The sequence below is a fragment of the Streptomyces sp. NPDC059909 genome (assembly GCF_042730885.1).
In the GTDB taxonomy this organism is placed as follows: domain Bacteria; phylum Actinomycetota; class Actinomycetes; order Streptomycetales; family Streptomycetaceae; genus Streptomyces.
Genome location: NZ_JBHWKX010000039.1, coordinates 48,801 through 69,135, shown reverse-complemented (window position 1 = coordinate 69,135; position 20,335 = coordinate 48,801). Strand labels below are relative to the sequence as shown.

Sequence of the window (20,335 nt, the reverse complement as noted above, 5' to 3'; positions counted from 1 at the left end):
CGGAGATAGGCGTCGACCGTGTGCTTGGAGAGCCCCATGTGGCGGGCCGTCTGCAGGTAGGTGCGCCCGGCGGCGATGTGTCGCAGCGTCTCCTGTTCACGCGGGGCCAGCGCAGGTACGGAAGCTTCGGTGGACGGCGTGGCGAGTGCGAGGCTCATGGGATTTCCTCCGACGGATCGGATCGGATCGGTCATCGTCACTGCTCGCACCCTCGGAAGCAGCTGACATATGTCCGAATAGAGTCTTTTGTCCTCTGTTCAAAAGCCTGCCGACGCGACTTCACGACGGCGTCCGCCGACTGTCACAGGCGCGTCACAGGGCACACCCGCAGGCGCGTCGCGCTGTGACGACCGGGAAGAGTCGCGCAATCGGGAGCGAGTCGCGCATGCACGGCGGGCTGCGGCGTGGCACTCCCGCGAGTATTCGAACAGACGTATCATTACGACCGTGGCCGATACCTTGCCTTCCGACCTGATCGACGCCCAACGCCGCCTCCGTCAGGCCAACGCCGAGTACCAGGCCCTGTGCCAGACCCTTCCCTGGTCGGTCGAGCCCTTGAAGGGCCGGCCCGGAGAAGAGCACCCCCACACCGGCGTCGTCACCGGCGGCCAGGCGGACAGTCCGGGTTACACCGACGAGCAGACGGAGGAGGAGGCCCGTCTCTGGGCCCTGGTCCGGGAGCTGTCGATCGAGGTGTCGACCCACCCGCACTGGGCGACCATCGAGGGTGAGGGGCGGGTGAGGGCCCGTATGGCGCTGAAGCACCACCCCGACACCGCGCCGGCGGACGCCGCGGTGTCGTAGCGAAGGCGTCACGTCATGCCCGACCTGACGCCGGAGGAGCGTCTCGACTCGGGGCATCAGCCGCACTGCGCCAGATCCGGCCGGCTCCCCTCGAACGATTCCAGCTCCAGCGACTCGGAGACCATTCGCGTTCCCCGCCGCACCTGCACGGTCACCGAACCGACCGTGAGGTCGGGGAACACGAGGGCGTGGACCGTGCGCCGCCCGTCCGCCATCACGCCGACTTCCTATACGTCGACAGGCTTCCCGTTACACGTGACGGACTCCACCGTCTGGTGCTCCGCGCCGAAAACGACGTTCCAGCCCGTGGCCATCATCCGTACCAGCGGCACGAGCCGGGGTTCCTTGCCCACCGGGGGTGAGTTCGGATGACTGGCGCAGGCAACGGTCGACGACCCGCTCACACTCGCGGCACCGTGGCAGAACCGCTTGTCCGCCGTCTCCCAGATGAAAAGCGCGTCGCCCTTCGACTCGTCGACCAGCAACAGGCCTGGGGGGCCGGTGTATTGGCCCCGGTGGCACCGGCCAGTACGAGTTCCCGGGCCGCGGCGACGACATCGACCGCGCTCGGTGAATCGTCCGGCGACGCGTGCGGGCCCGTTCCCGCAGTCGGCCTCGCCGACTCTTTCACAGGAGCCGCCGGTTGCTGTTGTCCCGTCGTCTCGCCACCAGCGCACGAGCCCACCGGGAGCACAACCGCTCCCGCGACCAGACACATGATCACTCTACGCACCGTTGCCCGCTCCCCCTTCGCCCCTGACCGCTCCGACGGCTCATCAGTTCTGGCTCAACCAAGCCAGGCCCGGGACCGAAACGGCCCCCACCAGGGGATTTCCGCTGATGGATGCTCTCTCATGCCGCCAGGGCCACCCCTGGGCCCCGTCATCGGTCGTCGAGACTGTCGTCGCGCAGCTTCCGCCAGAGCCGGGTGCGGTGCAGCACATAGAGAGCGATGAACAGGAAGACTGCCTGCAACCACACGGCGAGCAGCCAGAAGACGGCCTTGCTCTCCAACTCGTCGGTCATGTAGGCGAAGTTCATGCCGAAGAAGCCGGTCAAGAACGTCAGCGGAAGGAAGATCGTCGACACGATCGCGAGCCGGTTGATCACACCGTTCTGCTCGCCGGCAACGAGCGAGGAGTAGCTGGCATAGGTTCGCCGGGCGGCGTCCTGAAGAGACTCGATGTTCGCGAGCACCAACCTGGCAGCGCGTTGGAACGAGCGAGCGAGCCTCTGCCGCTCTTCCGGAAAGCTGCGGCTCAGCATCCTTCGCGCAAAGGTCTCGTCCGTGGCCTCCGGATAGGGCAGGAGCGCGTGGTGCATGAGGGCCGCACGTCGTCGCAGGCGGGCCAGTCGATAGACCTGCTGCGGGTACCGTTCCCGAAACATCTCGTCCTCGAGGTCCTCCATCTCCAGCAGGTCCCGTACGGCGGACCGGCGAAAGGTCTCCAGGGCCTCCTCCAGCAGCAGGAACAAGGCGGCCACGGGGTCGGAGGGCCTTTCGCTCCGCAACCGGGCGACGAGGCCCTCGACCGGTCCGATCGGCCCTCGGCGAACCATGATCAGGTACCGCTCGGTCACGTAGGCATGGACATGGGTGACCTGGCCCGTTTCGACCACGGGCACGACGAAGCCCGCGCTGTCGCCGAAGAACTCGGCCCGTACGGATTCGCCCTCCCTGCCCAGCCACGTCAAGTCCTCGGCTTCCAGACCGAGCTGCTCGGAGACCGGCTGTTCGCCGGGCGGCGCCTTCTCTGGCAGCTCGATGTCCACGAGCAGGAAGCGCGATGCCGCGAGACGCTCACGGGCCTCCGGCAGGCTTGTACGAGCGACGATCCCTTCCGGCATCGACACCACGGATACGATCATCGTCCCTCACCGTGCATCACGGGCGGCAGCTTCTCCCAGCCTGCGCACACCCTGACGTTCACGCATGCGGAGAGACTCGTTCGCACCGCCGGGTGATCACCCGAACAGATGAGGTCGCACCGAAGGGGACCTGTCGTGGGATTCTCAGGCGGCGCCACAGTGGCGGGAGCCCTTTCGCCGCACCCTCCGGACGGTCGCATCAGATCGAGGCCCTCGCCTCATGAGTCCAGCCGTGTCGTCGCCGATCGGTCACAACGGCGACACCGAGGCGCAGGTCAGCCGCGGATCCCGGCAAACACTCCCCGGCCGTTCTGACGGTCCATCAGTTCTGGCTATAGTGAGCAATGCCCGTGCCGCACAGGGGAGACGAGGACGTATGCCACAGGTGACGGAGCACGGCGGAGGCGTCTGGTCCCTCCAGGTCCCCATCCCGGACAACCCGCTCGGCCACACCCTGGTCCACGTCGTCGAGACGGACCGCGGGCCCGTCCTCGTCGACACCGGCTGGGACGACCCCGCCTCCTGGGGTGCCCTCACCGAGGGCCTCGCCGCCCTCGGCACCTCCGTCGGCGACATCCACGGCGTCGTCATCACCCACCACCACCCCGACCACCACGGGCTGTCGGGCCAGGTGCGCGAGGCGTCCGGTGCCTGGATCGCCATGCACGCCGCCGACACCGACGTCGTACGCCGCACCCGCGAGGCACAGCCGGGCGCCTGGCTCGACTACCTGGCGGGCAAGCTCGCCGCGGTCGGCGCCCCGGAGGAGCACCTCGCCCCGCTGCGCGCGGCCCGTGACTCCGGCCGGATGCGGACCCTGCCCGGTCTGCGGGCCGCCCTGCCCGACCGGGAGATCGTCCCCGGCGAGCTGCTGGACCTGGCAGGCCGCCGGCTCCGCGCGATATGGACGCCCGGCCACACCCCCGGCCATGTCTGCCTCCACCTGGAGGAGGACCATCCGGCGAACCTCCCGGGCCGCGGCCGCCTCTTCTCCGGCGACCACCTCCTGCCCGGGATCTCCCCGCACATCGGCCTCTACGAGGACCCGGACGACTCCACCGTCACCGACCCGCTCGGCGACTACCTGGACTCGCTCGAGCGCGTCGGCCGCCTCGGCGTCGCCGAGGTCCTCCCGGCCCACCAGCACGCCTTCACCGACCCCGCGGCACGGGTGCGGGAGCTGCTCGCCCACCACGAGGCCCGCCTCACCGGCCTGCTGACCCTCCTCGCCACCCCGCTGACCCCCTGGCAGCTCGCCGAGCGCATGGAGTGGAACCGCCCCTGGGACCAGATCCCCTACGGCTCGCGCAACATCGCCGTCTCGGAAGCGGAGTCCCATCTGCGCCGCCTGGTGAAGCTGGGTCGGGCCGAGGCGGTCCCGGGCAGCGCACCCGTGACGTACATGGCGGTGTGACCCACGCCCTGCCATCCACCCAGGGGCCGCACGGATACGGGCCGGTAGAGTGTGCGAGTCGTCATCATGCCCGTACGGGGGGAAGCCGGTGCGAATCCGGCACTGACCCGCAGCCGTGAGCCGCCGTCGCAGGCGGTGAGTCGGAATGCCTCGTACCGGGACGTGACCGGCTCCTGCCAACGGGACCACCCGGTGGCGGAGGCACCGTCGAGGTATACGGGGCCGGAGCCTGGTGCCAACGCGCGCCTGTGCCCGGCTCCCCACAGGAGAGGCACCGCCCGCCATGAACGTTCGCCGCAGCGCAGCCGCGCTCGCCGCCGCTTCCGCCGTGCTCTGTGGAGCCGTGGCCGGCGCCCCGGCCGCGACCGCCGCGCCGTCTCCCTCTCCGACGCCGACGCCCGTGATCCCCTCCGGGCTGTACGGCACGAAGGACCCGACGTACGACGGTGTCTGGCGGCAGTCGCTGGCGCTGCTCGCCCAGGACGCCATGAAGGAAGTACCGGCCGCGGAGGCCGTTGCCTGGCTGACCGGGCAGCAGTGCGCCAACGGCGGCTTCGCGTCCTACCGCGCGGACGTCTCCAAGCCCTGCGACGGCAAGACGATGCCGGACACCAACGCCACCGCCGCGGCGCTGCAGGCCCTGACCGCCCTCGGCGGGCACGAGGCCGAGGTCGCCAAGGGCATCGCCTGGCTGAAGTCCGTGCAGAACGCGGACGGCGGCTGGAGCTACAACCCGGGCATGCCGTCGGACGCCAACTCCACCGCGATCGTGATCGGCGCCTTCGCGGTGGCCGACGCGCGACCGGCCACGATCACGTCGAGCAGCGGCAAGAACCCGTACGACGCGCTCGTGTCGTACGCGATCCCGTGCGCGGACACGGCGGGCGGGGGGGCGTTCGCGTACCAGCCGGACAAGGCGGGCAAGCTGCTCGCGAACGGCGACGCGACCGCGGCGGGCGTGCTCGGCGGGCTCGGCCGCGGCATGGTCGTCAAGGGCCCGAAGCCGGCCGGGGACCCGAAGTGCGACACCCCCGCCAAGGCCACCCCCGAGCAGTCCGCCCGCAACGGCGCGGCCTACCTCGCGACGGCCCTCGCCAAGACCGGCCACCTCGACTCCCCGCCGCTGCCCGGCGCCGCCGACCCCGCCCCGCAGCCCGACTTCGGCAACACCGCGGACGCGGTGCTCGCCCTGTCCGCCGCCGGACACGGCGACAAGGCGGCCGGCGCGGTGGCCTGGCTGGAGAAGAACTCCGCCGCCTGGGCGAAGGAGGGCGGCCCGGCCGCCTACGCCCAGCTCGTCCTCGCCGCGCACGCGTACGGCGCCGACCCGCGGGACTTCGGCGGCGCCGACCTGGTCGCGCAGCTGAACGCGACCGGCCCCGCGCCCGCGTCCACGGTCGCCCCGACCCCGACCCGGCAGGCCGGCGACGACGACGGGGCCGAGGTCGCCGGCGGCGACAGCGCCGGCATCTGGTGGATCATCGGTGCGGGCCTCGCGGCGGGCGTGGGCGCCGGCTTCCTGATCAGCGGCCGCCGGAAGAACAAGCAGTGATACCCGGGCAGGCGGTGACGCCCAGGCGCCTCACGGCGGCCCGGGTCCTCGGCGCGGCCCCGCTGCTCGGCGTGGTCGTGGTCCTCGGCGCGGCTCTCGCTCTGCTGGTGGCGTCGCCCGCGCAGGCGGCCGGCTACCGATACTGGTCGTTCTGGCAGTCCGACGGCCGGTCCGGCGGCGCCTGGGGTTACGCCACTCAGGGCCCGGCCACCGCCCGGCCCGCCGACGGCGAGGTGAACGGCTTCCGCTTCTCGGTCAGCACCGACTCCGCGGACTCGGCGAAGCCGCGCACCGCCCCGGACTTCGCGACCCTGTGCGCGGACGTCCCCGCCAAGGCGGGCACCAAGCGGGTCGGCATCGTCATCGACTTCGGCACCCCGGCGGACGCGCCCGAGGGCGACACCCCGCCGACGCCCGACCGGCGCACGGCCTGCGCCCAGGTCGACCCGTCCGCCACGAGTGCGGACGCTTTGGCCGCGGTCGCGAAGCCGCTGCGCTACAACAGCGATGCGCTGCTCTGCGCGATCTCGTCCTACCCGAAGTCGGGCTGCGGCGAGCAGGTGTCGGCCGGGACGCCCGCGATGCCGCCGCTCACACGGACGGCCCCGGCCGCTACGGACTCCCCCACGGCAACGGTCGTGACCACGGACTCGGGCAGCGGCCCGTCGGTGGGTGTCATCGCGGGCGTCGCAGCGGTCCTCGCGCTGGGCGCGGCGGCGTTCCGGCAGTCCCGCCGCCGTCGCGGATGACTCCCCCGAAGCCCGCCCCCCACCAAGCCCGTCCGGTGCCCGGGGACGGGGACCGGCGCGCGCATCACGCCCGTACGGCGCTTGAGGGCGGAGACACCGGCCGCACCGACCGGAATGCCACGCGCCGGGGCACCACGTACCGCCGGGGCGGGGCGCTCCACGGAGGCCCGGGGCGGCGGACGCCCCTCGGCGCAGCCCTGCGCGCCCCCGAGGCCAACCGGAGCAACGCCCTGCACGCCGGGGCCTGGTGGGTGTGGGCCCTGGGGCTCGCGACCGCCGCGTCCCGCACCACCAATCCGCTGCTGCTCGGGCTGCTGGTCGGCGTGGCCGGGTACGTCGTCGCGGCGCGCCGGACCGACGCCCCGTGGGCCCGCTCGTACGGTGCGTTCCTCAAGCTGGGCCTCGTGGTCATCGCGATCCGGCTGGTCTTCTCGGTCGCGCTCGGCTCGCCGATCCCCGGGACGCATGCCGTCGTCGACCTCCCCGAAGTGCCGTTGCCCCACTGGGCGCAGGGCATCAGGATCGGCGGCCGGGTGACGGCCGAGCAGCTGGTGTTCGCGCTGTACGACGGGCTGAAGCTGGCCACGCTGCTGATCTGCGTGGGCGCGGCGAACGCCCTGGCGAACCCCGCGCGGCTGCTGAAGTCGCTGCCGGGCGCGCTGTACGAGGCGGGGGTCGCCGTCGTGGTGGCGATGACGTTCGCCCCGAACCTGGTCGCGGACGTGATGCGGCTGCGTACCGCGCGCAGGCTGCGCGGCCGCCCCACCGGCGGTGTCAGGGCGATCCTGCAGATCGGTCTGCCGGTCCTGGAGGGCGCACTCGAGCGTTCCGTCGCGGTGGCCGCGTCGATGGACGCGCGCGGATACGGGCGTACGGCCGCGGTGCCGCCGGCCGTGCGGCACACGACCACGGCGCTCACCCTGGGCGGGCTGCTCGGGGTGTGCGCGGGCTCGTACGGACTGCTCGCGGCGGAGGGCGCCGGGTACGGACTGCCGGTGCTGCTCGGCGGGTTCGCGGCGGCGCTGGCCGGGCTGTGGCTCGGCGGGCGACGCCAGGTCCGTACGCGCTACCGCCCCGATCGCTGGGGCGCGCGGGCGTGGCTGGTGGCCGGGTCGGGTGTCGTGGTCGCGGCGCTGATGATCCGGGCGGGCTCGTACGCCCCGGAGGCGCTGCACCCCGGCGTCGTGCCGCTGATCGCGCCGGCCCTGCCTCTGTTGCCGGCGGCGTCGGTCCTGGTGGGCCTGCTGCCCGCGTTCGTAGCTCCCGTACCCGTACCGGTATCGGTACCGCCGTCGCCGAAGGAGTCGTCGTGATCCGCTTCGAGAACGTCTCGGTGACGTACGCCGACGCCGCGGCGCCCACCGTCCAGGGGATCGACCTGACGGTCCCCGAGGGCGAACTGGTCCTGCTGGTCGGCCCGTCGGGTGTCGGCAAGTCGACACTGCTGGGTGCCGTGTCCGGGCTGGTGCCGCACTTCACGGGCGGTGTCCTGCGGGGCCGGGTCACGGTCGACGGCCGTGACACCCGTACCCACAAGCCGCGCGAACTCGCCGACCTCGTGGGCACCGTGGGCCAGGATCCGCTCGCCCATTTCGTGACTGACACGGTCGAGGACGAACTGGCGTACGGCATGGAGTCGCTGGGCCTCGCCCCTGAGGTGATGCGCCGGCGCGTCGAGGAGACCCTCGACCTGCTGGGCCTCGCCGATCTGCGCGACCGTCCGATCGCCACGCTCTCCGGCGGACAGCAGCAGCGGGTGGCGATCGGCTCGGTACTGACCCCGCACCCCAAGGTCCTGGTTCTCGACGAGCCCACGTCGGCCCTGGACCCGGCGGCGGCGGAGGAGGTGCTGGCCGTGCTCCAGCGCCTGGTCCACGACCTGGGCACGACGGTCCTGATGGCGGAACACCGCCTGGAGCGCGTGGTCCAGTACGCGGACCAGGTCGTCCTTCTCCCCGCTCCCGGCGAGCCGCCGGTCGTGGGCACCCCTGCCGACGTGATGGCGGTCTCACCGGTCCACCCGCCGGTTGTGGCGCTGGGCCGCCTGGCCGACTGGGACCCGCTGCCCCTGTCGGTACGGGACGCGCGGCGCCGCGCGGGGGGTCTGCGGGCGCGGCTGTCGGGGGTGGAGCCCGGGGGTGCGAGTGCTGGTGCGACTGCTGTTTCCTCCCCTCACCCGCCCCTCCCCGAGGCCGGGGGCAAGCCCACGGCCCCACGCCCTGGGGCGGGCGCGACGGGGTCCGCCGCCCGGTCCCTGCTCGGCAAGCTGCTCCGCCGCAGCCGCCCCGCGGACGCCGGCCCCGGTACGGCCGCCGACCCGACGGACCCGTCTGCGGCGCCGCACATACCGTCGGCCGCGCACGGCGGGGAACCCACCACCAGGGAACCCGCACCCGAGACACCGCCCGCACCCGCGCCCACCACCCCACGGATCCGGCTCGCGGCCGAGATGCGGGGGCTCGGGGTGCGGCGCGGGCGCGTCGAGGCGCTCCGGCGCGTCGGCCTGACCGTCGCACCCGGCGAGGCCGTCGCGCTCATGGGCCGCAACGGTGCCGGGAAGTCCACGCTGCTCGGCACGCTCGTCGGGATGATCGAGCCCACGTCCGGCAGCGTCCTTGCCGGCGGGCGCGTACCGCATCGCACCCCGCCCCGCCAGCTCGTCCGGCAGGTCGGGCTCGTACCGCAGGAGCCGCGGGACCTGCTGTACGCGGACACCGTGGCCGCCGAGTGCGCCGCCGCCGACGCGGATGCGGGCGCCGCGCCCGGGACCTGCCGGGAGCTCGTCACCGCGCTCCTGCCGGGCGTGCCCGACCGGACGCATCCCCGGGATCTCTCCGAGGGCCAGCGCCTGGCGCTCGCCCTCGCGCTCGTGCTCACCGGCCGCCCCCCGCTCATCCTCCTCGACGAGCCGACCCGCGGGCTCGACTACGCCGCGAAGGCCCGCCTCGTCACCGTGCTGCGGGGCCTCGCCGCGGCGGGGCACGCCATCGTGCTGGCCACGCACGACGTGGAGCTCGCGGCGGAACTGGCGCACCGGGTGGTGATCCTCGCGGACGGCGAGGTCGTGGCGGACGGCCCGACGGCCGACGTCGTGGTCTCCTCGCCCGCCTTCGCCCCGCAGGTCGCCAAGATCCTCGCCCCGGAGCCCTGGCTGACCGTGGCCCAGGTCGAGGAGGCACTGTGACGGCGCGACCCGTCCGGCTCGGGCCTCGTGCGCTCGCCGCTCTCGTCCTGATCAGCGTGATCGGCGTCGCCGCCTTCGGCTGGCCGCTGCTGGCCGACGCGGACGCGGCCGTCACGGACCACGCCCAGGACGCCCCGTGGCTCTTCGCCGCGCTGCTGCCGCTCCTCGTCTCCGTCGTCGTCGCGACGATCTCCGACGGCGGCATGGACGCGAAGGCCGTCGCGATGCTCGGCGTGCTCGCGGCCGTGGGCGCGGCGCTGCGCCCGCTGGGCGCGGGCACCGCGGGCCTGGAGCCCATGTTCTTCCTGATGGTGCTGAGCGGCCGCGTCCTCGGTCCCGGCTTCGGTTTCGTGCTCGGCTCGGTGACGATGTTCGCGTCCGCGCTGCTCACGGGGGGTGTGGGGCCGTGGATGCCGTTCCAGATGCTCGCAATGGGCTGGTTCACGATGGCCGCGGGGCTGCTCCCCGGCCCGGACCGGCTCCGGGGCCGGGCCGAGCTCCTGATGCTCGCCGCGTACGGATTCGTGGCGGCGTTCGCGTACGGCACGGTCATGAATCTGTACGGCTGGACGCTCGTGCCCGGACCGGCCTCGGGAATCTCCTTCCACGCAGGCGACCCGCTCCACGAGAACCTGGTCCGCTTCCTCGCGTACGTCCTCGCCACCTCCCTCGGCTGGGACCTGGGGCGTGCGGTCCTCACCCTCGTCCTGACCCTCGCCGTCGGCCCCACCCTCCTCAAGGCGCTGCGCCGGGCCACGCGCCGCGCGGCCTTCGAGGCCCAGGTCACATTCGAGGCCCCCGGGAGGGTCCCGGAGGGGTGAGGCGGCCCACAGGACTTTGGTCCCGAAACGATCGGGCTTAGTAGACGAACCCCGGAGACGTTCGTCCCTTTACGACCCACTCTGACCTGCACGTAAACCCTATATGTCCGGTTCAGGACCTTAGTCCTGCCATACCCCCTCTACGTCGTATCTGCGGGGTGAGCCCGGTCACGGCGGGGGCCCTGGCGTCGCGGCTACAACTGTCCTCGTCGCAAGGCACCGCAGGGCTTCGAGCCCGGCACACGGTTCGCTCTCGGACCCGCCCTCGCGACTCCCTCGTCCCCGACGTTAGGTACTGCCTTGTCTCGCTCGCTCATCAACCGCTTCGCCGCCCGCAACAAGTCCGTTGTCGCCGGCACCGCCGTGGTCCTCGGTGCGGCCGGTGCGGTGCTGGGGACGACCTCGACGGCCTCGGCCGCCACGTCCTCCCCGCAGGAGATCGCGAAGCAGATGATGCCTGCCGCCCAGTTCCAGTGCTTCGACAACATCGTGAAGCACGAGTCCAACTGGGACCACACGGCGACCAACGCCTCCTCCGGCGCCTACGGCCTGGTCCAGGCCCTGCCGGGCGGCAAGATGGCCTCTGCCGGCGCCGACTGGAAGACCAACCCGAAGACCCAGATCAAGTGGGGTCTGCAGTACATGAACGAGCGCTACGGCAGCCCGTGTGGCGCCTGGAACTTCTGGCAGGCCAACCACTGGTACTGAGCCGCAGGCAGGCAACGCAGCACCCCGAGGGCACACAAGGCCCCGAAGCGGACTCCGCTTCGGGGCCTTGCGCCGTGTACGGGGCCGGCTCCCCCACCGCACCCGACCCCGTCCGCCGCCCTGGCCCTCCCCTACCGCATCGAGCCAGCCAACGATCGAATTGATCGGAACCGATCGAATTGATTGCGGCGTTACAGTGACGTGCACGGACTTACTCTCCGTGTTTTCCGTCCGGCCATCGCGAGCAGGGGGAGCCCATGCGGCTGCACGTCGACCAGCGCCACGAGCGGGTGCTCGAACTCGTCCGGGAGCGCGGCAGCCTCCGGGTCGCCGAGCTCGCGGCCGAACTCGGTGTCTCCGCCGTGACGTTGCGCCGCGACGTGGAGACGCTGGCCGCCCAGGGCAAGGTACGGCGCATGCACGGCGCGGTCGTCCGGCCGGGCGGCGCCCCCGCAGAGGACCGTGCGGGCGTGCCCGGCGCGGGGGCGCCGTGATCGGAATGATCGTTCCCACCGCCCCGACAGCCGCCGTCCCGGAAGGCACCGGCGTGGACGACGCCCTGCTCGCCCCGGCCCCGCGCCGTCCGCACACCCTGCTCGCCATGGGCGCCGAGGCCCACGCCCATCTGCTCGCCGAGGGCGCGCTCGACCGGCTGCCGCACGTCGCGGACGTGGACGTCACCGAGCACGTCGGCGACTTCGAGGACGTCGCCGACGCCGACCTCGCCACCGTCGAGGTGCTCTTCACGCACTGGGGTGCCCCGGTGCTCACGGCGGAGGCGCTGGACCGGATGCCGCGGCTGCGAGCCGTCGTCCATGCGGCGGGATCGGTCAAGCACCATGTCACCGAGGCCGTCTGGGAGCGCGGGATCGCGGTCTCCACCGCCGCGGCGGCCAACGCGCTGCCGGTCGCCGAATTCACCCTGGCCGCGATCCTGTTCGCCAACAAGCGGGTGCTGGCAAGTGCCAGGCACTACCGGGAGGTACGCGCGGACGTGCCCGTGCTTCCGTACCTCGCGGGCCACGGCAACTACCACCGGACCGTCGGCATCGTCGGCGCCTCGCGCATCGGACGCCGTGTCCTGGAGCTGCTGCGGCCGCTGGACCTGGACGTCCTGCTGCACGACCCGTACCTGGACGCGGCCGAGGCCGCCCGGCTCGGGGCCGAGCTCGTCGGGCTCGACGAGCTCGTTCGGCGCAGCCATGTGGTGTCCGTCCATGCGCCCCAGCTCCCCGAGACCCGGCACATGTTCGACGCCCGGCGCATCGCGCTGCTGCGGGACGGCGCCACCCTCGTCAACACCGCACGAGGCTCCCTCGTCGACACCGACGCCCTCACCGAGGAGCTGGTCGGCGGCCGGATCCACGCCGTCCTCGACGTCACGGAGCCCGAGGTGCTGCCCGCCGACTCCCCGCTGTACGCGCTGCCCAACGTGCTGCTCACACCGCACATCGCCGGCTCGCTCGGCAACGAGCTGGGCCGCATGGCGGACTGGGCGATCGACGAGGTCGAGCGGTACGCCAAGGACCTGCCCTTCGCCCACGCGGTCGGCGCGGACGAACTCACCCGCTCCGCCTGAGGGGACGCCCGCATGACGGACCGCACGACGGACCGCCCGGCGGACCGCCCGGCGGACGGCACGACGGACTCGCCGCAGGCCGCGCACGTCGACTGATCGGAGAAGGCCCCTCCATCCCGGCCACATGGGCCGGGCGGAGGGGCCCCGACGTCTCTGAGCCCAGGCGGACCCGGACCTGGTGGGTGGCGCCGTAACTGCCGCTGAGGTCACCGAAGGTGAGCGTGAGCGAGGAGCCCGGCCGGGCCGCGGTGGCCGTGGCCGCCTTGCTGACCACGGAGGTGACGCGCCGCTGCCGGACGAGGGTCGGACCGCCTTGTGTGCGACAGCGGGCCTCGGCGTCGCCTCAGAGCCGCTGGATGATCGTCCCCGTCGCCAGCGCCCCGCCCGCGCACATCGTCACCAGCGCGAACTCCTTGTCCCTGCGCTCCAGCTCGTGCAGCGCCGTCGTGATGAGCCGCGCTCCCGTCGCCCCCACCGGATGACCGAGCGCGATGGCCCCGCCGTTGACGTTGACCTTCTCCAGGTCCTGCTCGAAGACCTGGGCCCAGCTCAGCACCACCGAGGCGAACGCCTCGTTGATCTCGACGAGATCGATGTCCCGGAGCGACATCCCCGCTTTCCCCAGCACCGCCCGCGTCGCGTCGATCGGCCCGTCCAGGTGGTAGTGCGGGTCCGCCCCGACGAGCGCCTGCGCGACGATGCGGGCCCGCGGCTTCAGCTTCAGCGCCCGCGCCATCCGCTTCGACGCCCACATGATCGCCGCGGCCCCGTCCGAGATCTGCGACGAGTTGCCGGCCGTGTGGACCGCGGTGGGCATGACCGGCTTCAGCCTGGCCAGCGCCTCCATCGACGTGTCCCGCAGCCCCTCGTCACGGTCGACGAGCCGCCACATGCCCTGCCCGGCGTGCTGCTCCTCCTCCGTCGTGGGCACCTGGACGGCGAAGGTCTCCCGTTTGAAGCGCTCCTCGTACCAGGCGACGGCGGCCCGCTCCTGCGACAGCAGCCCGAGCGAGTCGACCCGCTCCCGCGTCAGTCCGCGATGGCGCGCTATGCGCTCGGCGGCCTCGAACTGGTTCGGGAGATCGACGTTCCACTCGTCCGGCCACGGCTTGCCCGGCCCGTGCTTGGACCCGCTGCCCAGCGGTACGCGCGACATGGACTCGACCCCGCAGCTGATGCCCACGTCGATGACGCCGGCCGCGATCATGTTCGCGGTCATATGGCTCGCCTGCTGCGACGAACCGCACTGGCAGTCCACCGTCGTCGCGGCGGTCTCGTACGGAAGCCCCATCGCGAGCCAGGCGTTGCGCGCGGGGTTCATGGACTGCTCGCCGGCGTGGGTCACGGTGCCGCCGACGACCTGTTCGACGCAGTCGGCATGGATGCCGGTGCGGCCGAGGAGTTCACGGTAGGTCTCGCCCAGCAGATAGGCGGGATGCAGATTGGCGAGCGCGCCGCCGCGCTTGCCGATGGGTGTGCGTACGGCTTCGACGATGACGGGTTCCGCGGCCATGAGCTCGTCCTCTCTTCGCACAGCCGGCGTACATCGACGGGGCGTCCCGGCGCCCCGCGCGGCGTACGGCGAAGAACTAGTACGCGTTCTAGTTCTCTCAGCAGTCTTATGAGGCTTACCCCCGGTACGCAAGGGTCGTGCACGCACCTTGCGCGCACCTTGCACGCAACAGATCCCGCCATGACCCTTGCCAGTTGTAGAACCCGTTACTACCTTGCGGGCAATTCTGATGGGCCGTCAGACAATGGAGTTGCCCCATGCCCTGTCCAGCGCTGCCCGAAGGGTTCGACGCCACCGACCCCGACCTCCTCCAGAGCCGCATACCCTTCCCGGAGTTCGCTCAGCTGCGGCAGACCGCGCCGGTCTGGTGGTGCCCGCAGCCCCGCGGCGTCGCCGGCTTCGACGACGAGGGCTACTGGGTCGTCACACGGCACGCGGACGTCAAGTACGTCTCCACGCACCCGGAGGTGTACTCGTCCTACGAGAACACGGCCGTCATCCGCTTCAACGAGCACATCAGCCGCGACCAGATCGAGGTCCAGCGCCTGATCATGCTCAACATGGACCCGCCCGAGCACACCCGCGTCCGCGGGATCGTCCAGCGCGGCTTCACCCCGCGGGCGATCCGCGGCCTCGAGGCCGCACTCCGCGACCGCGCCCGGAAGATCGTCGCTGAGGCCAAGGGGAGCGCGGCCGCCGACGGCAGCTTCGACTTCGTCACGAAGATCGCGGTGGAGCTGCCGCTCCAGGCGATAGCCGAGCTCATCGGCATCCCCCAGCAGGACCGGGCCCGGATCTTCGACTGGTCGAACAAGATGGTCGCGTACGACGACCCCGAGTACGCCATCACCGAGGAGATCGGCGCCGAGGCAGCCATGGAGCTCATCGGCTACTCCATGAACATGGCCGCCGACCGCAAGCAGTGCCCGGCGAAGGACATCGTCTCGCAGCTCGTCGCGGCGGAAGGCGAAGGCAACCTGTCCTCCGACGAGTTCGGCTTCTTCGTGCTGCTGCTCGCGGTCGCGGGCAACGAGACGACCCGCAACGCCATCAGCCACGGCATGCACGCGTTCCTCACCCACCCCGAGCAGTGGGAACTCTACAAGCGGGAGCGCCCGGCGACGGCCGCCGAGGAGATCGTGCGGTGGGCGACGCCCGTCGTCTCGTTCCAGCGCACGGCGACGCAGGACACCGAGCTGGGCGGCCAGAAGATCAAGAAGGGTGACCGGATCGGGCTGTTCTACTCCTCGGCCAACAACGACCCCGAGGTCTTCGACCGGCCCGAGCTCTTCGACATCACCCGCGACCCCAACCCCCACCTCGGCTTCGGCGGCGGAGGCCCCCACTTCTGCCTCGGCAAGTCCCTCGCCATCCAGGAGATCGACCTCATCTTCAACGCCGTCGCCGACGCCCTCCCGGACCTGCGGCTCGCGGGCGACCCGCGCAGGCTGCGGGCGGCCTGGCTCAACGGCATCAAGGAACTCCAGGTCGCCGTGGGCACCTGAGATCCGGGCGCACCCGAGAGCCGGGCGCCGCACCCGGCCCATGGGAGGCGGGGGCCATCCCCCCTACGCCCCGCCCCCGTCTCCCGCCGGAGCCCCCGAAACGGAAGTCCACGGCGGTATTCCGTTGTATTCTTCGCGCATGGCCGACACCACAATAAAGATCACCGAAGAAGTGCGCGACCGAGTCCGCGCCCTCGCCGAGGAGCGTGGCCTCAGCACCCGCGCGTACATCGAGCGGTTGATCACAGCGCTCCCAACGGCTGACGAGCGCGCTGAGCGCACCACCAGAGCGATCGCCTACGTGCGGGCCAATTTCGGCGTGGACCTCAGCGAGAGCGATCTGCGCGAGGGAGAGGAGTGGCGCGAGGCAATCGTGACCGGGCAGGTGGGCAGCCGCAGGTGATCATCCTTGACCACACCGCGGTCCTCGCCCTGTGCCGTGGTCATCGACTGCTGTCCCGTATTGCCGTCGTCGAAGTCGACGATCCGGTACGGCGTGCCCATATCCCGTCACTCTGCCTGGTAGCCGCAGGTCTGGAGCTGCCAGGCGTCGCCGCCCACGTGGGAGCGCTGCCCGGTTTGGAGTTCCTGCCACTCGACTTCGCGGGGGCCTCGACCGTCGAGGAGGTTGTCGCCGCCGGCGTCGAGTGGCCGTATGCGCACGCGGTCTACGCCGCCGTCTCGAGCGCGGTCGAGGGCCAGGTGCTGACGGCGACGCCGGAGGCCTACGACGGTACTGGCGTGTGGGTCGTCGACATCGGCAAGCCCTGACCCACTCCCGGCGGCCCTCGCCGAGCACAAACGCCGCGCCGCCTCACCCTCCTCGACGGTCCGGCGCACGGCTCGTCGAGGAGCAGGATCCCGCTCTCCCGGGAGCCGCGGTCATGGCAGCTGAACCGTGCCGTCCCGTCAACACGCGGTGTCGCTGATCACGACGCGCGCCACCCGGTCACGCGCGGCGGCCAGTTCGGCGGCGATCGCATGGGCCCTCTCCTCGTCGTACCGGACCGCCGCCTGCCACTGCTCGCCCTCGCTCACGCGCCGCCGTCGCAGGTGCGTCGGCGGATGCGTCGCGTCGGCGGAGTGCCCGCGCAGGACGCTGACGCGTCGCAGCCGCTCATACTCCCGCTCCGACACGGACTCCACGCGTGCGGCGAGCCGCTCCCACAGCCCCTGCTCCGTCTCGCGTCGCGTCCCCGCGCCGCCTTTGGTCTGCGCGATGACGGATTCGCGCTGCAGTGCGACCTCGACCGAGTCGAGGACGAGCATCCGGTCCATCAGCTCGGCTGCCGCATCGGTGGATCCCACGCGGGCAGAGGCCTCGTCGGCCAGGTACTCGGCGCGCTGGGTGGAACGCAGGGTCAGTTGGTCGAGGAGGTGGAGAAGCCCGTACACCGCCCATCTCGGTGGGGTCATCACCCAGTTGGTGATGCGCTCCACCAGGTCGGGCTCGGGCACAGGGGCCAGGAAGTAATGCCACAGCGCGAGAGAGTGCAGGGCGTTCCAGATGACGGCGGTTCGGCGGGTGTCGCCGTTGGCGAAATGCCCGAGCTCATGGCCGAGGAGCGCGATGCGCTGCTGCGGGGTCAGGATCTCCCAGTACCCGAGGCCGATGTGCAGCATGCGTCGCTGCCGTATGCCGTACGTGGTGACGGACGCGTTGGCGTCGGCGGCGACCACGACGGCGTCCACCCCGGTGGTCCCTGCCACGGCCGCGACCTCGTCGATCAGCGCGAACAGCTGTGGTGCCTCGGCCCGGCGCAGGACGGGAGTGTCGTCGGGCAGTCTCCCGAAACGGGGCCTCAGGACGACCGCGAAGCCGAGCAGCAGGCCACCGATGACGGGCAGCGCGCCCTGGCCCCAGCCGAGCACGACGAGCAGCAGCCCTGCCACCACCAGGGCCACCGTCACCCCGTGGACGAGAAGCGCGAGCACGTAGGCGAGAACACCCGCGAGATCGCGCCGTGGGCCCAGCGCGCCCTCGGCGAAGAGCCGCTCCCCGTGCCGCTGCGCGAGCCGGCGGCGCAGCACCTCGATCCGGCCCGGTTCGGGATCCGGCTCACCTGGATCCACGTTCCAGTCACATGCGGAGCACCAGGTGACGAACCGCGTCGCCTCGACCGGCACATCCGCACCGCACTCCGGGCATGTCCGCGTCTGCGGCCCTGTCCCTGCCTGCGTCTGTCTCTGTCCCGCTGTCTGCGTCTGTCCGACGGCAGCGCGCTGCGCTCCCATGACCCCTCCGCACCCCTCGGCGCACCCGCGCCGAGGCTGCACCGTACTACGGGGCGGAGCGCCGCTGACCAGGGCCGTCAGCGCATCAGCGCATCAGCCCAGCGAGTCGACGAAGACGCTGAAGACGGCCGGGGTTAGCCGGAGCTGCGGGCCGTCGGGGACCTTGGAGTCGCGGACGGCGACGAGGTGGGGGGCTTCGGCGATCTCGACGCAATCGCCGCCCTGGTCGCTGCTGTAGCTGGACTTACGCCAGGCGGCGCCGCCGAGGGGGGCGCATTCGACACAGGAGCCGCCCGTATCGCCGCTGTAGCTGGACTTACGCCACAGGGCGCCGGTCAGATGCGAGTTGCTGCCCATAGCGTTCCTCCATCACATGCCGGATCAGTTCCGCCGAGTCCTTGACGGACAGGGCCGCGGCCTGCAGATGATCGTAACGGAGCGAACGAGACTCCACAGCGTCAGGATTGGCGGTTGAGTGCCCCGTCTCGTAGTCCTCGTTGTAGACGATGGCCGGGTCGCTGGCGAAGCGGAAGAGGTCGAACGACCCCATCAGCCCCGCATGCACTCCCGCCGTGAACGGCAGCACCTGGATGTTCACGCGCGGGTTCCTCTCGTACGACAACAAACGGAGCAGTTGACTCCGCGTGACCTCCCGGCCGCCGATCTCCTGGTAGAGCACCGCCTCGCCGAACACCGCCCAGAACACCGGCGGCTTCGCCTTCTCCAGGATGCGCTGGCGTGCCAGACGTGCGGTGGTGCGGTTCTCCAGGTCGCTGTCGTCCACTGCGGCGAGCACGGCCTTCGCGTACTCCTCCGTCTGCAACAGTCCGTGCACCAACTGCGGCTGAAACACGTAGATCTGGGTCGCCCGCGCCTCCAACTCGGCCACCTGTTGGAACCACGCGGGCAGTTGGCTGCGCAGCACCAGCCCCACGAGCCGGGACAGCAGTCCACCCGTCCCCAGCGCCGCGTCGGCCCGCTCGCTGAACGCCTCCGTCGGCAGCTTCCGCGCCGTCTCGATCTGCCCGACCAGCGACCCCGTGTAGTTGATGATCGCGCCCAGCTGCTTCTGGGTGAGCCCGGCGGCTTCGCGGTAGCGACGGAGCTCGTAGCCGTAGTAGTCGAGCGGCGAGGCGCTCGGGTCCAGGACGTTGATGTGGGTCACGCCGCTATCCCCTCTTACGCAACTCCGTCCACTCCAGGACGGGTTGTATTCGTTCCGTAGCCGAGAGTAGCCGCCCGCCGTCATTCTCGTGCCGTGAACGAAGACATCGCACCCGCCGCCCAGTACGCCATGCGCTTCACCGTCGGAGACCACTCCGCCCGCCATGTACGCCGCATCCTCCGCCACTACCTGGTCCAGTGGGGCATGCCGGATCTGGCCGACGACGCCGGGCTCGCGCTCACCGAGCTCCTCGCCAACGTCCACCACCATGTGCCCGACCGGCGCTGCGCTCTCCTCATCGAACGCAGCCCGTCCGGCCTCCGCGTGGAGGTCCGCGACGGCTCCCCCGCACTCCCCTCCCTGCGCCGCGCGGCTCCCGACGACGTGCGGGGCCGGGGGCTGGCGCTGCTGGATGCGGTGGTCCACAAGTGGGGTGTGGAGGAGAGCGGGTCGTCCGGAAAGACGATCTGGTTCGAGTGTCAGGTGTGATCGTGCATGGGGGTCGGCTCAGCCGAAGTCCGAGCTCGTCGGCATCACCACGATGTCGCGCACGCAGATGCGCTGCGGCTGCTTCCAGCAGAACAGGATGATGTCGGCGAGTTCCTCGGCGGTGATGAAGTCCGGGTGGCCGAGGCGCTCGACGTACTCCTCGAAACTGATCCCCATCTCGGCGTGGATGTTGGTCCTGACGAAGCCCGGCGCGACATTGATGACGCGGATGTTGCTCTTGGCCTCGCCCTTCTGCAGGGAGCCCGCCAGTGACCGCAGTGCTGCCTTGCAGGCGTGGTAGACCTCTCCGTCGGGGCCAGGCGCGCGGTCGCCGACCGAGCTCACGTTGATGATCGTGCCGCTGTTGCGCGCCTTCATGTCGCCCAGCACCGCGCGGATGCCGTTGAGTACGCCTTTGAGCAGCACGTCGACCTCGTAGGACATGTCGGCCGGGTCCCGGGTCTCCAAGCCGCCGATCCGGAGGAATCCCGCACAGTTGACGAGGCATTCGGTCGGCCCGTACAGGTCCTCCGCCGCACGGATCGCGGCTTCGAGCGCCGCGTAGTCCGAGACGTCGACCGCCGCGGAGACGACCTGTTCCGGGGGCAGCGCTTCGAGTGCTGCGGGGTGCCGCGACATGAGGAGCAGAGGATGCTCCTCCGCCGCGAAGGCCTTCGCCACGGCCCTGCCGATGCCATGGCTCGCCCCGGTGACCACGATGAGTGGATTGGTCATGAAGCGCAGTCTC

General features: G+C 71.5%; 21 protein-coding genes, 1 pseudogene and 1 riboswitch. Of the genes and pseudogenes, 14 read left to right on the top strand and 8 right to left on the bottom strand.

Going from position 1 to position 20,335, the window contains the following annotated elements:
• Window positions 1-158 (bottom strand): LuxR C-terminal-related transcriptional regulator (locus ACFV9O_RS25110; protein WP_385421374.1); only part of this gene is annotated, 158 nt, incomplete at its 3' end.
• A gap of 289 nt (window positions 159-447) precedes the next feature.
• Here ACFV9O_RS25110 and ACFV9O_RS25105 point away from each other — a divergent pair.
• Window positions 448-804 (top strand): hypothetical protein, encoded by a 357-nt coding sequence (locus ACFV9O_RS25105; RefSeq protein WP_385421362.1) that lies wholly within the window; start codon window positions 448-450, stop codon window positions 802-804.
• A 56-nt stretch (window positions 805-860) separates the two neighbouring features.
• On the opposite strand, the gene ACFV9O_RS25100 is transcribed toward ACFV9O_RS25105, so the two are convergent.
• The gene (locus ACFV9O_RS25100) at window positions 861-1,019 is read right to left on the bottom strand and encodes a hypothetical protein (RefSeq protein ID WP_385421360.1); all 159 of its coding nucleotides are present in this window, start codon (window positions 1,017-1,019) and stop codon (window positions 861-863) included.
• A gap of 667 nt (window positions 1,020-1,686) precedes the next feature.
• Window positions 1,687-2,673, bottom strand: coding sequence for a CorA family divalent cation transporter (locus ACFV9O_RS25095; RefSeq protein ID WP_385421358.1), 987 nt, complete (start codon window positions 2,671-2,673; stop codon window positions 1,687-1,689).
• Between the two features lie 376 nt (window positions 2,674-3,049).
• On the opposite strand from ACFV9O_RS25095, the gene ACFV9O_RS25090 reads away from it, so the two are divergent.
• The 9 genes and pseudogenes from ACFV9O_RS25090 to ACFV9O_RS25050 all read left to right on the top strand — a co-directional run bounded on the left by ACFV9O_RS25090 (window position 3,050) and on the right by ACFV9O_RS25050 (window position 12,680).
• Window positions 3,050-4,087 carry an MBL fold metallo-hydrolase gene (locus tag ACFV9O_RS25090; RefSeq protein WP_385421356.1) on the top strand — a complete coding sequence of 346 codons (1,038 nt, stop codon included), beginning with the start codon at window positions 3,050-3,052 and terminating at the stop codon, window positions 4,085-4,087.
• A gap of 36 nt (window positions 4,088-4,123) precedes the next feature.
• Window positions 4,124-4,258, top strand: a riboswitch (cobalamin riboswitch).
• 112 nt (window positions 4,259-4,370) lie between these two features.
• Window positions 4,371-5,639, top strand: a complete 1,269-nt coding sequence (locus ACFV9O_RS25085) for a prenyltransferase/squalene oxidase repeat-containing protein (RefSeq protein ID WP_385421354.1) — start codon at window positions 4,371-4,373, stop codon at window positions 5,637-5,639.
• Between the two features lie 14 nt (window positions 5,640-5,653).
• Window positions 5,654-6,388: an SCO2322 family protein gene (locus ACFV9O_RS25080; RefSeq protein ID WP_385421353.1), complete on the top strand. Its 735-nt coding sequence runs from the start codon at window positions 5,654-5,656 to the stop codon at window positions 6,386-6,388.
• A gap of 35 nt (window positions 6,389-6,423) precedes the next feature.
• Window positions 6,424-7,701, top strand: a complete 1,278-nt coding sequence (locus ACFV9O_RS25075; protein WP_385421351.1) for an energy-coupling factor transporter transmembrane component T — start codon at window positions 6,424-6,426, stop codon at window positions 7,699-7,701.
• Window positions 7,698-9,572 carry an ATP-binding cassette domain-containing protein gene (locus ACFV9O_RS25070; protein WP_385421349.1) on the top strand — a complete coding sequence of 625 codons (1,875 nt, stop codon included), beginning with the start codon at window positions 7,698-7,700 and terminating at the stop codon, window positions 9,570-9,572. Before ACFV9O_RS25075 ends, ACFV9O_RS25070 begins: the two co-directional genes overlap by 4 nt.
• Window positions 9,569-10,393 (top strand): ECF transporter S component, encoded by an 825-nt coding sequence (locus ACFV9O_RS25065; protein ID WP_385421347.1) that lies wholly within the window; start codon window positions 9,569-9,571, stop codon window positions 10,391-10,393. The genes ACFV9O_RS25070 and ACFV9O_RS25065 overlap by 4 nt, the downstream gene beginning before the upstream one ends.
• 300 nt (window positions 10,394-10,693) lie before the next feature.
• The gene (locus ACFV9O_RS25060) at window positions 10,694-11,101 is read left to right on the top strand and encodes a transglycosylase SLT domain-containing protein (RefSeq protein WP_385421346.1); all 408 of its coding nucleotides are present in this window, start codon (window positions 10,694-10,696) and stop codon (window positions 11,099-11,101) included.
• 257 nt (window positions 11,102-11,358) lie between these two features.
• Window positions 11,359-11,615 (top strand): annotated as a pseudogene (locus tag ACFV9O_RS25055) (DeoR family transcriptional regulator); the annotation flags it as partial.
• Between the two features lie 87 nt (window positions 11,616-11,702).
• Window positions 11,703-12,680: a hydroxyacid dehydrogenase gene (locus ACFV9O_RS25050; protein ID WP_385421372.1), complete on the top strand. Its 978-nt coding sequence runs from the start codon at window positions 11,703-11,705 to the stop codon at window positions 12,678-12,680.
• A 343-nt stretch (window positions 12,681-13,023) separates the two neighbouring features.
• Here ACFV9O_RS25050 and ACFV9O_RS25045 read toward each other — a convergent pair whose 3' ends face one another.
• Window positions 13,024-14,193, bottom strand: a complete 1,170-nt coding sequence (locus tag ACFV9O_RS25045) for a steroid 3-ketoacyl-CoA thiolase (RefSeq protein WP_385421344.1) — start codon at window positions 14,191-14,193, stop codon at window positions 13,024-13,026.
• Window positions 14,194-14,450: 257 nt separating this feature from the next.
• Here ACFV9O_RS25045 and ACFV9O_RS25040 point away from each other — a divergent pair, with 257 nt between their 5' ends.
• The 3 genes from ACFV9O_RS25040 (at window position 14,451) to ACFV9O_RS25030 (ending at window position 16,469) form a co-directional block, all read left to right on the top strand.
• Window positions 14,451-15,698, top strand: a complete 1,248-nt coding sequence (locus ACFV9O_RS25040) for a cytochrome P450 (protein WP_385421342.1) — start codon at window positions 14,451-14,453, stop codon at window positions 15,696-15,698.
• Window positions 15,699-15,837: 139 nt separating this feature from the next.
• A complete protein-coding gene (locus ACFV9O_RS25035; RefSeq protein WP_385421340.1) occupies window positions 15,838-16,101 on the top strand; it encodes a hypothetical protein in 264 nt (87 codons plus the stop codon).
• Complete coding sequence (locus ACFV9O_RS25030; protein WP_385421339.1) at window positions 16,098-16,469, top strand: hypothetical protein; 372 nt, start codon at window positions 16,098-16,100, stop codon at window positions 16,467-16,469. Before ACFV9O_RS25035 ends, ACFV9O_RS25030 begins: the two co-directional genes overlap by 4 nt.
• Before the next feature lie 138 nt (window positions 16,470-16,607).
• Here ACFV9O_RS25030 and ACFV9O_RS25025 read toward each other — a convergent pair whose 3' ends face one another.
• The 3 genes from ACFV9O_RS25025 to ACFV9O_RS25015 all read right to left on the bottom strand — a co-directional run bounded on the left by ACFV9O_RS25025 (window position 16,608) and on the right by ACFV9O_RS25015 (window position 19,098).
• The gene (locus tag ACFV9O_RS25025) at window positions 16,608-17,771 is read right to left on the bottom strand and encodes a M48 family metallopeptidase (protein ID WP_385421337.1); all 1,164 of its coding nucleotides are present in this window, start codon (window positions 17,769-17,771) and stop codon (window positions 16,608-16,610) included.
• 255 nt (window positions 17,772-18,026) lie between these two features.
• Window positions 18,027-18,290, bottom strand: coding sequence for a DUF397 domain-containing protein (locus ACFV9O_RS25020; RefSeq protein WP_385421335.1), 264 nt, complete (start codon window positions 18,288-18,290; stop codon window positions 18,027-18,029).
• Window positions 18,250-19,098, bottom strand: coding sequence for a helix-turn-helix domain-containing protein (locus ACFV9O_RS25015; RefSeq protein ID WP_385421333.1), 849 nt, complete (start codon window positions 19,096-19,098; stop codon window positions 18,250-18,252). The genes ACFV9O_RS25020 and ACFV9O_RS25015 overlap by 41 nt, the downstream gene beginning before the upstream one ends.
• Window positions 19,099-19,227: 129 nt before the next feature.
• Here ACFV9O_RS25015 and ACFV9O_RS25010 point away from each other — a divergent pair, with 129 nt between their 5' ends.
• Window positions 19,228-19,587 (top strand): ATP-binding protein, encoded by a 360-nt coding sequence (locus ACFV9O_RS25010; protein ID WP_385421370.1) that lies wholly within the window; start codon window positions 19,228-19,230, stop codon window positions 19,585-19,587.
• 18 nt (window positions 19,588-19,605) lie between these two features.
• Here ACFV9O_RS25010 and ACFV9O_RS25005 read toward each other — a convergent pair whose 3' ends face one another.
• On the bottom strand, window positions 19,606-20,322 hold the full coding sequence (locus ACFV9O_RS25005) for an SDR family oxidoreductase (RefSeq protein ID WP_385421331.1): 717 nt from the start codon (window positions 20,320-20,322) through the stop codon (window positions 19,606-19,608).
• Window positions 20,323-20,335: the final 13 nt, after the last annotated feature.

Bases quoted from the DNA above. Each gene is read 5' to 3' on its own strand.
- ACFV9O_RS25100 (WP_385421360.1), bottom strand. From the start codon at position 1,019: ATGGCGGACGGGCGGCGCACGGTCCACGCCCTCGTGTTCCCCGACCTC.
- ACFV9O_RS25045 (WP_385421344.1), bottom strand. From the start codon at position 14,193: ATGGCCGCGGAACCCGTCATCGTCGAAGCCGTACGCACACCCATCGGC.
- ACFV9O_RS25010 (WP_385421370.1), top strand. From the start codon at position 19,228: ATGCGCTTCACCGTCGGAGACCACTCCGCCCGCCATGTACGCCGCATC.
- ACFV9O_RS25095 (WP_385421358.1), bottom strand. From the start codon at position 2,673: ATGATCGTATCCGTGGTGTCGATGCCGGAAGGGATCGTCGCTCGTACA.
- ACFV9O_RS25090 (WP_385421356.1), top strand. From the start codon at position 3,050: ATGCCACAGGTGACGGAGCACGGCGGAGGCGTCTGGTCCCTCCAGGTC.
- ACFV9O_RS25085 (WP_385421354.1), top strand. From the start codon at position 4,371: ATGAACGTTCGCCGCAGCGCAGCCGCGCTCGCCGCCGCTTCCGCCGTG.
- ACFV9O_RS25040 (WP_385421342.1), top strand. From the start codon at position 14,451: ATGCCCTGTCCAGCGCTGCCCGAAGGGTTCGACGCCACCGACCCCGAC.
- ACFV9O_RS25020 (WP_385421335.1), bottom strand. From the start codon at position 18,290: ATGGGCAGCAACTCGCATCTGACCGGCGCCCTGTGGCGTAAGTCCAGC.
- ACFV9O_RS25050 (WP_385421372.1), top strand. From the start codon at position 11,703: ATGGGCGCCGAGGCCCACGCCCATCTGCTCGCCGAGGGCGCGCTCGAC.
- ACFV9O_RS25035 (WP_385421340.1), top strand. From the start codon at position 15,838: ATGGCCGACACCACAATAAAGATCACCGAAGAAGTGCGCGACCGAGTC.
- ACFV9O_RS25005 (WP_385421331.1), bottom strand. From the start codon at position 20,322: ATGACCAATCCACTCATCGTGGTCACCGGGGCGAGCCATGGCATCGGC.